The organism is Endozoicomonas sp. ALE010 (assembly GCF_049310165.1).
Classification (GTDB): Bacteria; Pseudomonadota; Gammaproteobacteria; order Pseudomonadales; family Endozoicomonadaceae; genus Endozoicomonas.
The window spans coordinates 53,182-69,347 of sequence record NZ_JBLYNV010000020.1; the positions used below are offsets into that span (position 1 = coordinate 53,182).

General features: G+C 48.6%; 11 protein-coding genes and 1 riboswitch. Of the genes, 4 read left to right on the forward strand and 7 right to left on the reverse strand.

The window, feature by feature from the left end; translation table 11 throughout:
* Positions 1–61 precede the first annotated feature (61 nt).
* From ACO6UY_RS10700 to mobB, 7 genes are all read right to left on the reverse strand, one after another.
* On the reverse strand, positions 62–1,528 hold the full coding sequence (locus ACO6UY_RS10700; protein WP_422489869.1) for a hypothetical protein: 1,467 nt from the start codon (positions 1,526–1,528) through the stop codon (positions 62–64).
* Positions 1,529–1,677: 149 nt separating this feature from the next.
* Positions 1,678–3,141 carry a hypothetical protein gene (locus tag ACO6UY_RS10705; protein ID WP_422489870.1) on the reverse strand — a complete coding sequence of 488 codons (1,464 nt, stop codon included), beginning with the start codon at positions 3,139–3,141 and terminating at the stop codon, positions 1,678–1,680.
* Positions 3,142–3,289: 148 nt separating this feature from the next.
* Positions 3,290–4,786, reverse strand: a complete 1,497-nt coding sequence (locus tag ACO6UY_RS10710; RefSeq protein WP_422489872.1) for a hypothetical protein — start codon at positions 4,784–4,786, stop codon at positions 3,290–3,292.
* A gap of 414 nt (positions 4,787–5,200) precedes the next feature.
* Positions 5,201–6,373: a Na/Pi symporter gene (locus tag ACO6UY_RS10715; RefSeq protein ID WP_422489873.1), complete on the reverse strand. Its 1,173-nt coding sequence runs from the start codon at positions 6,371–6,373 to the stop codon at positions 5,201–5,203.
* A gap of 271 nt (positions 6,374–6,644) precedes the next feature.
* On the reverse strand, positions 6,645–8,399 hold the full coding sequence (locus ACO6UY_RS10720; RefSeq protein WP_422460334.1) for a hypothetical protein: 1,755 nt from the start codon (positions 8,397–8,399) through the stop codon (positions 6,645–6,647).
* A 367-nt stretch (positions 8,400–8,766) separates the two neighbouring features.
* Entirely contained in the window at positions 8,767–10,005 is a 1,239-nt protein-coding gene (moeA, locus tag ACO6UY_RS10725) for a molybdopterin molybdotransferase MoeA (protein ID WP_422489875.1), read from the reverse strand.
* 71 nt (positions 10,006–10,076) lie between these two features.
* Complete coding sequence (gene mobB / locus ACO6UY_RS10730; RefSeq protein WP_422489877.1) at positions 10,077–10,619, reverse strand: molybdopterin-guanine dinucleotide biosynthesis protein B; 543 nt, start codon at positions 10,617–10,619, stop codon at positions 10,077–10,079.
* 228 nt (positions 10,620–10,847) lie between these two features.
* Positions 10,848–10,995: riboswitch (molybdenum cofactor riboswitch) on the forward strand.
* Between mobB and moaA the strand changes: the two genes are divergently transcribed.
* The 4 genes from moaA (at position 10,984) to ACO6UY_RS10750 (ending at position 15,624) form a co-directional block, all read left to right on the forward strand.
* Positions 10,984–11,976, forward strand: coding sequence for a GTP 3',8-cyclase MoaA (moaA, locus tag ACO6UY_RS10735; RefSeq protein ID WP_422489879.1), 993 nt, complete (start codon positions 10,984–10,986; stop codon positions 11,974–11,976). Its footprint overlaps the riboswitch before it by 12 nt.
* A 360-nt stretch (positions 11,977–12,336) precedes the next feature.
* Positions 12,337–13,263: a hypothetical protein gene (locus ACO6UY_RS10740; protein ID WP_422460326.1), complete on the forward strand. Its 927-nt coding sequence runs from the start codon at positions 12,337–12,339 to the stop codon at positions 13,261–13,263.
* Positions 13,264–13,422: 159 nt separating this feature from the next.
* Positions 13,423–14,592, forward strand: a complete 1,170-nt coding sequence (locus tag ACO6UY_RS10745; protein ID WP_422489881.1) for a hypothetical protein — start codon at positions 13,423–13,425, stop codon at positions 14,590–14,592.
* A 60-nt stretch (positions 14,593–14,652) separates the two neighbouring features.
* Positions 14,653–15,624, forward strand: a complete 972-nt coding sequence (locus ACO6UY_RS10750) for an aldo/keto reductase (RefSeq protein ID WP_422489883.1) — start codon at positions 14,653–14,655, stop codon at positions 15,622–15,624.
* The last annotated feature ends 542 nt before the right edge of the window (positions 15,625–16,166 follow it).

Sequence of the window (16,166 nt, forward strand, 5' to 3'; positions counted from 1 at the left end):
CTCCTTTATCCAGAATCTGTAGGGTCAGGGATTTTCAACGTCATCCTCAGCATCTGTGCTCTCAAAGGGAAACCGAAATACTCTTTAGCTTTAATGAATGAATGGCCTTCCGATCAGAAAGCAGCTCATCTGTCTGGGTACAAATAGTTTTTGCCTCTGCTTTCTGAGCAACGATTTTGTCTCGCAATGCGTTTTCGCCTGGTGAGTTGCGATAACCCATTTCCATTAACAGGTCACTGAGTGATGTCATGATGAGCAAATGCATGTTGATCATTTGGAAAAAAGAGTCTTTTCCCGAAAGGATTTTTTCCTGCGCCGCTTTCTTATGCCATTCCATCTCCTTATGGATAAACTGCTTACTGATTTCTTCCTGTTTGATTTTCAGTTCTTCCATCGTACTGGTATTTTCAAGCTGCATCAGTTCATCATACACAATGGCTTGCCTGACCAGGCCCGCACAATCAGTCATGTATTGTTCGGAGAATGCCAATCGACTGATTGCTCTATTAATGGCAACAGAGAGATCGGGGTGCTCTTGCGGGTAGGCATTCAACGTCTCGATGGCCGATTGACAAAAGAGTATAGACTCCTGGTAAGGAACCATAAAAAACTTCGCTTCCCGTAACAATTTGATCAACACCTCCTCATTTTTAAGAGGTGTTGGTTGACCAACGTTATTAGCCAGATCAATCGTTATCCGGGTAATTATTGCCTTATACTTCGTTTCGATAAGCTCAGTCCCTTGCAGCATCGGTAGTTTGGTATCAGCAGGCCTGATGAGAAGCAGGTGATTATCGTTCGTCGGTGAATAAACGGAAGAGACATAAGCAGCCTGGGCAACCTGGCCAGTTTCGATGATAGGGTGCTGCAATAAATCATGGCCGACTAAATGTTTGTATTCAGGAAGCTGCTCGCCTGAGATTAACTGGTCGAAACAATGATATTTTTCACTGAAACCATCAATATCATTGATATTGAAAACGGGATGGCTTTCTCTACTAAATGCTCCACTCAAATCATCCCCGGGCACAAGGAAAAATCCAAGTTTTGCTAATTCAGCTATACGTTCATCAGATAATTCAGGATGCCTGGGCGTATTGGAATGATAAAACGATTGACGCCTGCTCTGCTCACCAACCTCTCCGAGCGTTTGGTATTTATGGTCACTAACCAAGACAGCAACCTTCCTGTTCGCCAGTATTTTCAGGGGGATTGTTGCACAGCGGCTAAAAATCTCAGCGGGCATAAATCGGAGATCCGGATTGAGGCGGATCATTTCTATGTCTACCTTTTTTTTGAGCATGTACTCAAAATCAAAATCTCCAAATAAATACCTTGCCTTGCCATAAGGCCTGGGTATAAACGGAATGGCAAAGTAGGCTGTTTTGACTGGCACCCGCATCAATTTAATAAGATGACTTCGGTCATGCAGTTTCTCCCTATGCCCTTCACCCTCCGTAAAATTGTCATGAGGTATGCTATAGGTCACGCCAAAAGTGGTGCCATTGGGAAGCAGGTTGATATTCATTTTCATCCCCATCTGTTGCTATTTATGTTGAGACTTGACAGGAGTTTTCCCGGGAGGCTGTTCTGTTTTCCGTCGTCTTGGACACTGGCTATCGTTAAATAGTTCTTGTCCAAAAACGCAATCCGCTCCTTTATCCAGAATCTGTAGGGTCAGGGATTTTTAACGTCATCCTCTGCATCTGTGCTCTCAATGGAAACCCAAATACTCTTAAGCTTTAATGAATGAAGGGTCTTCCGATCAGAAAGCAGCTCATCTGTCTGGGCACAAAGAGTTTCTGCCTCTGCTTTCCGATCAACGATTTTGTCTCTCAATGCGTTTTCGCCCGGTGAGTTGCGATAACCCATTTCCATTAACAGGTCACCGAGTGACGTCATGATGAGCGAATGCATGTTGATCATTGGGAAATACGAGTCTTTTCCCGAAAGGATTTCTTCCTGCACCGCTGTCTTATGCCATTCCACCTCCTTATGGATAAACTGCTGACTGATTTCTTCCTGTTTAATTTTCAGTTCTTCCATGGTACTGGTATTTTCAAGCTGCATCAGTTCATCATACACAATGGCTTGCCTGACCAGGCCCGCACAATCAGTCATGTATTGTTCGGAGAATGCCAATCGACAGATTGCTTTATTAATGGCAACAGAGAGATTGGGGTGCTCTTGCGGGTAGGCATTCAACGTCTCGATGGCCGATTGACAAAACCTTATAGACTTTTGGTAAGGAGCCATAAAAAACTCCGCTTCCCGTAACGATTTGACCACCCCCTCATTTTTAATACTTGTTGGTTGGCCAGCGTTAACGGCCCGATCAATCATTGCCTGATACTTCGTTTCGATAAGCTCACTCCCTTGCAGCATGGGTAGTTTGGTATCAGCAGGCCTGATGAGAAACAGGTGATTATCGTTCGTCGGTGAATAAACGGAAGAGACATAAGCTGCCTGGGAAACCTGGCCAGTTTCGATGATGGGGTACTGCAATAAATCGCCGACTAAATGTTTGTATTCAGGATATTTGTATTCAGGGAGCTGCTCGTCTGAGATTAACAGGTCGAAGCAATGAGAACTTACACTGAAATCGTCAATACCATTGATATTGAAAACGGGATGTCTTTCTCTACTAAATTCTCCATTCACATAATCCCCGGGCACAAGGAAAAATCCAAGTTTTGCTAATTCAGCTATACGTTCATCAGATAATTCAGGATGCCTGGGCGTATTGGAATGATAAAATGATTGACGCCTGTTCTGCTCACCAACCTCTCCGAGCGTTTGGTATTTATTGTCACTAACCACGACAGCAACCTTCCTGTTCGCCAGTATTTCCAGGGGGATTGCTTCACAGCGGCTAAAAATCTCAGCGGGCATAAATCGGAGATCCGGATTGAGGCGGATCATTTCTGTGACTACCACATTGGGCCTACTCACAAAATCATAATATCCAGATAAATAGGCAAAGTAGGCTGTTTTGACTGGCACCGGAATCGATTTAATAAGACGACTTCGGTCAAACCGTATCTTCCTATGCCCTTCACCCTCCGTAAAATTGTGATGAGGTCTGCTACAGGTATAGGGCACGCCAAAAGTGGTGCCATTGGCAAACAGGTTGATATTCATTTTCATCCCCATCTCTGCTATTTATGTTGAGACTTGACAGGAGTTTTCCCGGGAGGCTGTTCTGTTTTCCGTCGCCTTGGACACTGGCTATCGTTAAATAGTTCTTGTCCAAAAACGCAATCCGCTCCTTTATCCAGAGTCTGTAGGGTCAGGGATTTTCAACGTCATCCTCTGCATCTGCGCTCTCAATGGAAACCCAAATACTCTTTAGCTTTAATGAATGAAGGGTCTTCCGATCAGAAAGCAGCTCATCTGTCTGGGCACAAAGAGTTTCTGCCTCTGCTTTCCGAGCAACGATTTTGTCTCTCAATGCGTTTTCGCCCGGTGAGTTGCGATAACCCATTTCCATTAACAGGTCACCGAGTGACGTCATGATGAGCGAATGCATGTTGATCATTGGGAAATACGAGTCTTTTCCCGAAAGGATTTCTTCCTGCACCGCTTTCTTATGCCATTCCACCTCCTTATGGATAAACTGCTTACTGATTTCTTCCTGTTTAATTTTCAGTTCTTCCATCGTACTGGTATTTTCAAGCTGCATCAGTTCATCATACACAATGGCTTGCCTGACCAGGCCCGCACAATCAGTCATGTATTGTTCGGAGAATGCCAATCGACAGATTGCTTTATTAATGGCAACAGAGAGATTGGGGTGCTCTTGCGGGTAGGCATTCAACGTCTCGATGGCCGATTGACAAAACCTTATAGACTCTTGGTAAGGAGCCATAAAAAACTCCGCTTCCCGTAACGATTTGACCACCCCCTCATTTTTAATACTTGTTGGTTGGCCAGCGTTAACGGCCCGATCAATCATTGCCTGATACTTCGTTTCGATAAGCTCAGTCCCTTGCAGCATGGGTAGTTTGGTATCAGCAGGCCTGATGAGAAACAGGTGATTTTTGTTCGTCGGTGAATAAACGGAAGAGACATAAGCTGCCTGGGAAATCTGACCAGTTTCGATGATGGGGTACTGCAATAAATCATGGCCGACTAAATGTTTGTATTCAGGGAGCTGCTCGTCTGAGATTAACAGGTCGAAGCAATGAAGTGATTCACCGAAAGTGCCGCTAAAATTGATATTGAAAACAGGCTGGCTTTCTTTCCTCAATAATTTAAATGTACTCATTCTTTCCCCCTCCCAGGGCATAAGGAAAAATCCAGGTTTTGCCAATTCAGCTATACGTTCATCACATAATTCAGGATGCCTGGGCGTATTGGAATAATAATAAAACGATTGACGCCTGTTCTGCTCACCAACCTCTCCGAGCGTTTGGTATTTATTGTCACTAACCACGACAGCAACCTTCCTGTCCGCCAGTATTTTCAGGGGGATTGCTTCACAGCGGCTAAAAATCTCAGCGGGCATAAATCGGAGATCCGGATTGAGGTGGATCATTTCTGTGTCGACCATTTTGAGCATACGCTCAAAATCAAAATCTCCAATTGAATTCCTTGTTTCGCCACAAGGCATGGGCATAAACGGATTGGCAAAGTAGGCTGTTTTGTCTGGCACCGGAATCGATTTAATAAGACGACTTCTGTCATGCAGTTTCTCCCTACACCCTTGACCCTCCGTAAACCTCTCAGGAGGGACACTGTAGGGCACGCCAAAAGTGGTGCCATTGGCAAACAGGTTGATATTCATTTTCATCCCCATCTGTTGCTATTTTGTTGAAACTTGACAGGAGTTTCCCCGGGAGGCTGTCCTGTTATCCGTCTTCCTGGACGGCCATCGTCAAATAGTTCTTGTCCAAAAAGGCGACCCGTAGTCTAGCCCGGATATTTCATAAACGTGCTCCCGATCTCGCTTGTCCTTTGCCACTCTAAGGGAGTTTTGCTCAGTCGACCGTACTCCCCGGTACGGCGCTCCTTCACAAAATCCCTTAGAGCGACAAAGTCCTTCGCGATATTCGGGGCAGTTTATGAAATATCCGGGCTGGTGCATAAAAGCGTTAATACCCGTACACTACGTTCTGTTTCATGGGGTTAAGCCTGCAAAAAAAAAACCTGCTGTGCAGCCAAGGCACAGCAGGTTTTTTTGCAGGAGGAATCTTGCCGATCACGCTGTCAGGAAAATAAGGACACCTGGCAGAATGAAGAAGGCGATGAACAGATAGGCAAACGCATACATTCTGTTTCTGGCTGCCAGATCAGACAGTTTGTCAGCCATATACAGCGGGATCTCTCTCAGCCACTTGATGCCGTAAATAACCACAACCGCACAGAGGTTAAAGAAGAAATGCACCATGGCGATGGTTAGTGCCGGCAGGGCCGCAGGACCGGTAATTGCCGTGGCAGCCAGCAGGGCGGTAATGGTTGTACCGATATTGGCACCCAGGGTGAAAGGGTACATCTGTCGTACAGTAAACAGACCATTGGCCACCATTGGAACCATCAGGCTGGTGGTGGTTGAGGACGACTGAACCATCACGGTCATGGTCATACCGGACAGAATGCCGCTGATCGGACCCCGGCCAATGGACTTGTGCAGGGCATCTTTGGCTTTACCCACCATGACCTTTTTGAGCAGCTTGCCCAGACGAACCACCGAGAAAAAGATCAGGACAATACCGATACCAATCATGGCGATACCTGCCAGTGTGCTGTCCGGCAGTACCGATACAAAACCTTTGACAATGTCTTCAGCCGGAGAGGTTAACGGGTCAATAAAATTCAGGCCTTTCATTGACATATTCTGACCGCCAACCAGCATGCTGGCTACCGATACAGAAAGCTTGCTCAAAACGCCTGTGAACAGCTCCAGAGGCAGAAGAATGAGAACCGCCAGCCAGTTAAAGAAGTCATGAACGGTAGAGGCGGCAAACGCCTGCTTGAACTCTTTATGGCAGCGAATATGACCAAGACTTACGATGGTGTTGGTGATGGTTGTGCCGATGTTGGCACCCATAATCATCGGGATGGCCAGGTGAACCGGCAGGCCGCCAGCGACCAGGCCGACAATAACAGAGGTGACTGTACTGGAAGATTGTACGAGCGCTGTCGCCAGTGTGCCCGCCAGCAGACCCATAACGGCATTGTTGGCAAAGCTGAACAGCTGTGCTGCGGCTTCACTACCACCCACCGCCATTTTAAAGCCGGAGCCGATGACACTAACAGCTACCAGCAGAGCGTAAATCCATAGAACAACGCGCAGCCAGATACGACCGTAATGTCGCGTGGTCATGGTTTCGAAATCAGCGCCCTGTGAAGAAGCAGATGTCATTTCAGACATAGAGAGTGCACCCCGGTGCATATAAAGTTGATGCTAAAAGTATCGAGTCTTTATTACAGTTTTATGACAACTTCTTCACAAACAATCAGCAGATTTTCTTTTTCGGGGGCTAAGTAGTTAACCAAATGAAATCCTATTTTCTGACTAAGTGGTCAGTCACTCTGCTGCGTTACAACTCCGGTCACATAGCTACGGCTATGCTCCCTTCATTGTGCCTTGCATAGTAACTGCCCACTTAGCCAGAAATATACGATTCCATTTGGCCAACTACTTAACAGTCTGAAGCGCTCTCTTGATCGACCTGTTTTTGCAAAAAGTCGATCATATATTTTCTGTCTTCTTTCGGTTTTTCCCTGGCTCTGACGATCTCTTTATCCAACAGTTCTTGCGGTTTTTCCGGTTGGGACTTGAAGGTGGTGAGCTGGTGTTTTAACAGCCATCCTGCGATATAGGGATCACTGAACTCCAATGCTCTCTCCAGGATACGTGGCGCAAATGGTCGCAATTCCTCAAGGGATGCGCCTCCCACCTCTAATAACCAGTCTATTGGCTGGTGGGTGTAGATGGGCTCCACCACTTCTTCCCGGGAAAGATAGCCATCAAAATAACTGAGCAATGCCGAGGTGGCTTTACCGGGGTTCTGTTTGGCCTGGTGATTATCCATCAGCCATTGGGCTACCCGGGTATTATAATGGCTCATGGCCTGCTCAAATTGATGCTGGGCTTGCAGATTGGCTCCCTGATCAATCAGCCATCGGGCGTTGGCAAGATACCCGCAGTAAAGGGAGGTATTCAGAGCCTGGTTGAGCAGCGCAGCGGAGGCTTCGGGTGTCAGGCTTGCCCCATTGGCCAGCAGCCAGTCTGCCTGAATGGCCATATCGATATGAGTCTCAGCAATAACCTCCAGCAATGTTGTATTGATATCGTTGCTGAACGAGCCGATGCCCTGGGATCTCCTGTTGATTGATGGGGCGGTTGCTGTGGTGGTCAGGTGTTCTGTTATGTTGCCGGGCTGATTGGGATCTGACCGGGATTTCAGCTGGCGCAACGTTGTCATCGCTGTTTTGATATTTGCCCCGTTTTCCAGGCACCATTGTGCAGTTCTGGTATACCCCTGCAAAATAGCGTGGGGCAACAGCTTATCCAGTCTTTCGGATTCTGTCAGTTTCCTGAGTTCTTTACCCACCAGCGGTGTCAGCTCCAGATCCTTCCCGAACCGCCCTGAATTCTCGGCTTTACGCTGTTGGAGTTGCTGTAATTCACGACACTTTTCAAGCTGTGCAAACGCGGCATCCGGCAGATCGCTGGTTTCCCTGAGCCTGCCGACTTCCCTGGATTTAAGGTTTATTTTCGCGGTGACGACCGGATGCACTGGACCATCATCAAGTTCAGCCCAGAGTGTTTCTTTCATTGCCCAATTGACCAGAGTTTCATCATGCTTCCATTGTTGACCGGTCCGGCTGACATCAAACAATAACTGATCGTCGACCCATGGGTTAAGAATCCAGTCCTCCAGGGCCAGAAAATCACTGTGAATCTCTGCTCTGAGGCGCTGGTCAGGGATATACCGGTCACTGTAAGGTATGACCCGCTGATAAATTGACCTGACGGTAAATGCACTCTGTCGAACCTCCGCCTCCGGGTGATTATGGAGAGTTTCGGTTGGTGGCGGTGCTGGCAGATCCGTTTTGCTGGCAGGCGGAGGAGGTAGTTTTGGATGGGCGGGATGGGTGGTCAATGTGCGTGAAGTATTTACGACGGGGGCAGGTAATCTCTGGCCCGGCGGCGTTTGCCTGACGTAACAGTCAGAAGCGTGGCTTGGCTGTAAGCTAAACCCAAGGTATCCGGACATCCGGTTGGCTGGTACATGGCTCCCGATATTGTCAGCCCCCCTGCCGGGACTTGTGTTAACCTCTCCGGTGTGCTGCTGAAGATGGCCACTGCTGTTATGTTGATGAATACAGCCCTTGGCGGCCTGTCTGTAGTACTCTCTGGAGAGAGGGGCCTTGAAATGGGCGTTATCCACGTTTCCACCAGTTCTTTTACGGAAGCATATAAAATTGACCCGATATTCGAGATTAAGTTCCACATCGGTGGTCATCAAGTGAAGGATAAACGTTAGTTTAAATTAGAAGGGAAATGGGAATAGCCTCGCGAATAAACGAGCAGGCTATTCTTATAGTGGCTAGTGCAGCTAGGACATGGTTTCAATGAGTTTGACGGGTTGTCGTGCCCCCGCACTCCGTTCGTCCTGAGCCTGTCGAAGGGCGGAAACTCCGGACTCTGATAGATCGTGCCAAGCACCCTTCGTCCGTGCATCCTGAGCGGAGCCGAAGGACGCTCAGGGTGAACGGAGACTGTACACGTCAAACTCGTTGAAACCATGTACTGGTTTATTTCAGCAGGTCATCAAACAGCTGCACATTCACCAGCTCACCCGCTGGTTTATCACCGTCTTCTTCCGCCAGTACGATATAGCAGTCAGAATGACTCATGGTACTGAGAACTCCAGACCCCTGATGACCGGTTGACATAACCTGCAGTTCACCGGATTCCCGGTAAACCAGCTTTGCCCTCTGGAAATCCCGGCGTCCCGGGCGCTTTCTGAGCGGGGTTTCCGTCGCCAGTGTAAGCTCCACTTTTGGTTCCGGTTGCTGGTGCATCATATGGCGTAATGCTGGCGCGGCCAGCTGCTGGAAGGTGACGGTAGCCGATACCGGGTTACCGGGCAGGCCAAAGAAGACACTGTTCGGGAGCTGTCCAAAGGCAAACGGCTTGCCCGGTTTGATGGCCAGTTTCCAGAAGCCGGTTTCTCCCAGCTCATCAAGAATGTCTTTGGTGTAATCCGCATCGCCGACAGAGACGCCACCGGAGCTGATTACTGCGTCAGCTTCCTGATCGGCTTGCAGAAAGGCTTCTCTTAACGCCGCTTTATCATCAGGAATTCTGCCAAGGTCGATGATGTCGACGGCCATTTTTTTCAGCATGGCCTTGATAACAAAACGATTACTGTCGTAAATATTACCCTGTTTCAGTGGCTCACCGGGCAGCTTTAATTCATCACCTGTGGAAAATACCGCAACTTTGACTTTCCGGTAGACCGTGACATTGGCAATACCCAGCGAGGCCAGCAGCCCGATATCCTGAGGGCGAACTCTCCGGCCCGGTGTAAATACCCGGGTGCCTTCCGGAATATCTTCCCCCGCTGTTCGGATATTGTTACCGGGCTGGTTCGGTTTCCGCAGAAATCGAATACCTTGTTCTGTGGTTTCAGTCTGCTCCTGCATGACCACCACATCGGCACCTGCTGGAAGGCTGGCCCCGGTCATAATCCGGATACAATGTCCGGCGGGAATCTCCCCGGAAAAAGGGTGACCGGCCAGGGACTGGCCTGCCAGGGGTAAAGTATCACGGTTGTGCAAATCCTTTAGCGCCAGGGCATAACCATCCATGGCCGAGTTGTCATGGGAAGGCACATTGATAGGCGATACGATAGGCTCTGCGAGTACCCTGCCAAGGCTGTCTTCCAGGGCAACGGTCTCGGTTACGGATACTGGCTTTACACTGCTGATCAGTGTTGCCAGTGCTGCTTCCAGCCTTATTAATCCATCAGTGGCACAGCAGTCGCTCATGATTGCCCTCGTTCATTGACCAAAGCGGGTGGAAAAAATTAACTCTCTGTTATGCCAGGTGGTGATGCAAGCTATTTTTCATGACAATATTTTTCAATAAAGCTGGCAATATGTTCTGGGCTGTTGATATCCAGTTCTTCCAGATGACCAGGAAGGTTGATGCCGGGATTGCCATCCCAGGCGATGGCTATGATATGGGGGTCCTCAGTAAACAGGAAGGGCTTGTCATAATCACTGCGATGAAGCTCGATTTTAGCGATGGGAGCCTCACGAAAACCTTCCACCAGGATTAAATCCAGCTGATCCTGATTGAGAAGTTGCAGTTGCTCCTGCAGCTGTCGTTCATATCCATTCGGGTACTCGGTATAGCAAAGGGATCGACCAGGCATGCTCAACACCAGTTGACTGGCACCGGCATGGCGTAAACGGTAACTGTCTTTTCCCGGTGGGTCGGGTTCTATCCTGTGATGCGTGGCTTTGACCACACCGGTTCGAAGTCCCTGGCCTGCTAACAGTAGCAGTAGTTTCTCGATAAGCGTGGTTTTACCGGTACCGCTAAAGGCGGCGATACCAATAACCGGGATGGAGGCACTGATCTTTGGGGGTATCATCATAGAAGACATCTTTCGTTTTTTGCAACCTGCTCGTCCGGATATTTCATCAATCAAAAGGGGCCCATGGGCGGTAGGTTTACCGGGTAATCCAATAAAACAATAGTACCTGATAGCATGGTTTTTCGAGAAATAAGCAGGTAGGATTCACTGGGCTGTTGATAAAACGATCTCCCGGGAATTTTTTTTTAACAGTCAAATGAGGTTGTTTAACGTAGTGATTAAACTGAATTAACAAGCGAGCGCCGAGCTTCGGTACCTAATGGGTATGATCCTATGGACTGGAAGCCGCAGCCAGAGTGCGTATCACTGGCTGCCAGGGCTGTAAAAGAAACTTTGCAGCCTCCCGCGATTGGAAAGGTGTTCTATGCATTCTAATTTACCAGAGCTGCAGGACCGTCAGGGACGGAAATTCCCTTACTTGCGACTGTCAGTCACAGACCTGTGCAATTTTCGTTGCAATTACTGTTTGCCTGACGGCTGCCTTGACCATCATCACAGTGAAGCACTGACCATTGACGAAATACGTCGTCTGGTAACGGCTTTTGCTGCGGTCGGTGTGGAAAAAATTCGTCTGACCGGGGGGGAGCCTACCTTACGTCAGGACTTTTCCGACATTGTCAGAACCATCAAGCAGGTCCCCGGCATAAAAAAGCTGGCCATGACCACCAACGGCTACAAAATGGATCAGCGGGTTATGGACTGGCTGGATGCGGGTATTGATGCCATCAATGTCAGTGTCGACAGTCTTGACCCCCGGGCCTTTGAGCTGATTACCGGCCACAACCGGCTGCGGGAAATTCTGGCCGGTATTCGACACGCATTTGACCATGGTCTGCCATCTATCAAGGTGAATGCGGTGGCGATGAAAGGCATTAATGATGATGAACTTGATGCCTTTCTTGGCTGGATCCGGGATTATCCCGTCTCTTTTCGTTTTATCGAGTTGATGCAAACCGGGAACAATCAGGATTTTTTCCAGAAGCACCACTTCCCCGGAAAACAGATTCAGGAACTGCTCCTGGCGCGCGGCTGGGTAAGAAAAATGCGTCTGGCCGACGCCGGGCCTGCCCAGGAGTATTGCCACAGTGATTATGAAGGTACGGTTGGCTTGATTATGCCTTACAGCAAGGACTTCTGTAACGACTGTAATCGACTGAGGGTGACCAGTCTGGGGCAGCTCCAGCTTTGTCTGTTTGCTGAGTCCGGCATTGATCTGAGAGACCTTCTGCACAGCGATGATCAGCAGGAAGTGCTGGTGGCTCGAATTCGTGATTCCCTGCAGCTTAAAGACGACAGTCATTTCCTTGAGCAGGGCTGGACCGGCGGCACGGATAACCTTTCTCAGATGGGAGGCTAGTACACGGTTTCAATGAGTCTGATGGGGTGTCGTGCCTCCGCACTCCGTTCGTCCTGAGCCTGTCGAAGGGCGCAAACTCCGGCCTATGATAGATCGTGCCAAACACCCTTCGACTCCGCTCAGGATGAACGGAGATGGTACACGGTTTCAATGCATTTGATGGATTCTCTCTATCAATGGCACCCTGACTCCGTTCGCCCTGAGCGGAGATTGTACACATCAAACTCATCGAAACGATGACCAGTACACTACCAAATCAATTTATTGAATTAAGGTCGAACATAACGTGTAGAGGGAACTTATTTTAATGAAACCCGACTAACTTGCTCCACGCAGCAACTTAGTGATGGGTGCTTTAACATGAATCCAATAACGAGTTCTTCCGATCAGCTTCCGGTACATCCACAGACAACTCCTCTCAATCCCGGGTCAAGTGATGACAGCAGAGTAGCGGATCTGCAAGCCTCACTCAGCCGCATGAGTATTCCTGATGATCCGCCAGGAGCAGGCAGCACACCAAACCCGGTTAACATCACTGACAGATCGGCCAGTATTCCTGCCAGGCCGACTACCTACGACTATGTGTGCGCTACTGATGGTAAAACTTACAAGGTGCTACCTAAGCAATTTACCCATCGTGATGGTTCTTGCGGCCTTAGATTAAAGCTGGAAAATGGCGAAAGGTTTATGCAGTGCTCAATACGATTTTCCAGTTATTCTCAGCTGGTACGCAGCTATACCGATCCTGATTTTAATGAAGATCAACATATAAAAAAATTGGTGCTGATCAAGGACCTTGAAGGAAACAAAGGATGCCTGGATTTTCTGATAAAGAACGATATTGTAAAAGTAGTGGGCAAGGTGGATTCCGAGGGCGCTGACTGCACGATAGTTCAGTTAACTGCAGATAGAAAGTTAAGTAAAAAAAGTATTGGATTGGGTTCGGCTGATGCTATATCAGCCCGAATTGATGCCTTTTCCGCAAGAGTTCTGGTTCCCCTATCATCGAAATCATTTCAGAAATTTCTTGCAAAAGGAATGAGAACCAAGGAAGCAATGCCCCCAGCACAGTTGATAGTGCTCAGGAAATACGTTGCTGAAGGTGATCCGAAAATACTTGAACGCTCTTCTTTTAGACATATTGCTGCCTTTATTGATCATGGTCAACAAACGGACAGACTGCCCGTTGGCTGTAGTGATTTCGGCTACACGTTAGAAGAACTGAAACAGTTTCGTCTGGAAAAGAAAAGTTCAGTTGATGTTGCTTTTGAAGTGCTACTAAGGTAACGGCTTTTCGACCTTGAATTATCTTTTTTTCATCTTCCGGGAGTGACGGGATATTCAACGTTTTAAGTTGGCCTGGCAGGGCATGGCCGCTTTTCTGTCTTCTAACTGCAACAATGATTTTTCTGAATCGATACTCAGAATTAGAATAAAGAGGCTGTAATGACTTACGGAACTATTGCTGATCGATACGCTTATGAATCACCCTGGTTAAGGAGTCGGACGAAGGAAGCATGCCCTGATAATGACCAAAAGTCGTGCATGGGGGCTCGTTCTGCTGAATCCGTCGAGCCTGATAGTTATTTATCCCGGGCTAAGGATCTTATTTGTTCTGTCCCCGGAACCTGCTATTCAATTTTATCAAGATCTGCGGTTGTCCTGACGCCTTTTCATTGGATGATTGAAAACCGGCTGGGGGTTGCCAAGGTTGTTGGTATTGCCCTGGTGCGATCACAAGTGTTTCCATGGCTTGGCAAGACTTTTCCTGACAGGTTCCCGTGTCTGGCGAAATTTCCGGGCTTACAGGAAAGTCGTGAGATTGTTAAGGAAGCCTGTGAGGCAAACAATACCCATGGCTTTTGGTTTGAGCCGCTCCCGATTAAACATGATTCGGGCATATTGCAGGGTGTGATTTGTTATCCTCCCGACTGGGACCCGAATAATAGTCAATGCATTCTTTATCACAATCCAAATGGTATGGTTCTTTCACAGCTGCTGGGTAGAGGTTGTCTTCATCCGGGGTCAGCACCCGGACGAATACAGTCAGAAAAAAAATGCCCGGTCATTCTTTATGACTATAGGGGGACGGGGTTAAACCAGAGCGATGGGTTGTCGGGTTATCTGCCTTTCTCAACCTATGAAACCGTTGTTCAGGATGGTGCTGCTGCCCTGGGCTATGCGTTGGAAAATTTTGAGTATGTCTACGTCGCTGGGACTTCTCTGGGCGGAGGTGTGGCAACCGTCTCGCTTGCCAGACACCTTGAAGCCAGGGGAGGGCAGGATGATTCAAGGGTCGAGTTACTGTCCCATGACTCGTTTACCACAGCGCCAAGAGTTGTCATGCCAGACCGGCCCCGACTTGCCAATTTTCTGGGGTGGCTGGTAGGTGGGAATCTGGATGCTGAAGCCCCTATGCGTAAACTGATCGATCGTAAGGTTTACATCGTATCACTGAACCATCGTGATGATCCGGTTATCCCGAAAGGGGCTCGTATGTCAGAATTTATTAAGTCGCTTCATCATGGTGAGCTGGATCCCGGGCGGGTATTTGCCAAGGAATTTTCCGGCAATAGCCACGCAGTACTGACTTATGAAATGGTAAAGTACCTTTGAGTGAATCAATGTTAATATGTCTGCACCATATAATAAGTAACCAGATTGGGTTGGAGTCTTATGAATCAAATTCCCCTGACTATTTTCCTACCTGAAGCCAGCAGAATCGCCGCCGGCTGTATGGGGTTGGGTGGAGGCTGGGATAATAACCCGGTTTCAAAAGATCATATGATGCAGGCGCACCAGTTTCTCGATAGTGCCCTGGAGAGCGGCATCAACTGCTTTGACCACGCCGATATCTATACCTTTGGTAAGGCTGAGCAGGTATTTGGTGGCGTGCTGGGTGATCGGCCGGAGCTGAGGGAGAAGGTATTCCTGCAAGGCAAGTGCGGCATTCGCTTCGCCGAAGGGAGCATTCCCAATCGCTACGACTTCTCCCGGGATTGGATTCTGCACAGTGTGGAAAAGAGTCTTGCCCGTTTAAACACCGACTATCTGGACCTTCTGCTGCTGCACAGACCGGATCCGCTGATGCAGCCAGAGGAGGTTGCCGGGGCATTTCATCAGCTGCACAAAGATGGCAAGGTCAAGCATTTTGGCGTGTCCAATATGAATGGCCACCAGATCAAATACCTTCAGTCATTCCTTGATCAACCTATTGTGGTCAACCAGTTGCAGATGAGCCTGGCCCATCTGGACTGGCTGGATGAAGGTGTGCTGTTCAATCACCCGGAAGGGCAGGCGGTCAGCTTTACCCCGGGCACTGTTGAATATTGTCGCGGCCACAATATTCAGCTGCAGGCCTGGGGCTGCCTGAGCAACGGTGTGTTCACCGGGAAAGATACTCATGGTGAGCCTGAGTCTATTCAGAAAACGGCTGGGCTGGTCAAAACGTTTGCAGAGCAGCTGGGTGTTTCCAGAGAGGCTATTGTGCTGGCCTGGCTGATGCGCCACCCCGCAGGTATCCAGCCGGTGATTGGTACAACAAATGCCCAGCGTATCAGGGCCTGTAGCGAGGCTGAGAATGTCCAGTTAAGTCGTGAGCAGTGGTATCAATTGTATGTGAGTGCCCGGGGCCGGGCGCTGCCGTAGCCTGAAACGATTGGGGTAATATCCCTGGATGTGATAATCCCCTAGTTCATTCAGGGATAAAAACAGTATTCACTGTCTAAAAAACACGCTAGACTAGCAGACCTTTTTCTATCCCCATGTGCAGTCCTTCTTATGGACACAGGGGTTTGTTGGGAAGTCCTGGCACTTCGTTTCCTGCATTTAATCCGGCTGACAAGTAAACTGTCTGCTCTTTTGAAAGTCTATGGCAATCAAGAGCTCAGCCACTGGAAGATCAATAGATCTTATTATCCTCTGCCAATGCAGGCCAAGCTTGTTCATCAAGCCTCTCCAAACGCAGTCGTGGACCTCACAGGCGATTCGGTAACGTCTTTCTGTATTCGATCAGAGGGGCGTTCCGGATAGCGGCACCAGGAAGTCCATGGCTGCAAATTTTCCGAATGCTACTGGAACAGCGTCGGAAAAGTGTACTGCCATCCTATTTCTGTTTGCTCCAAACGTCGCCAGCACCAGGGAGCCGGTTTACCGGACGATCAAATGCCGTCTGACCCTGACAGCTTTTG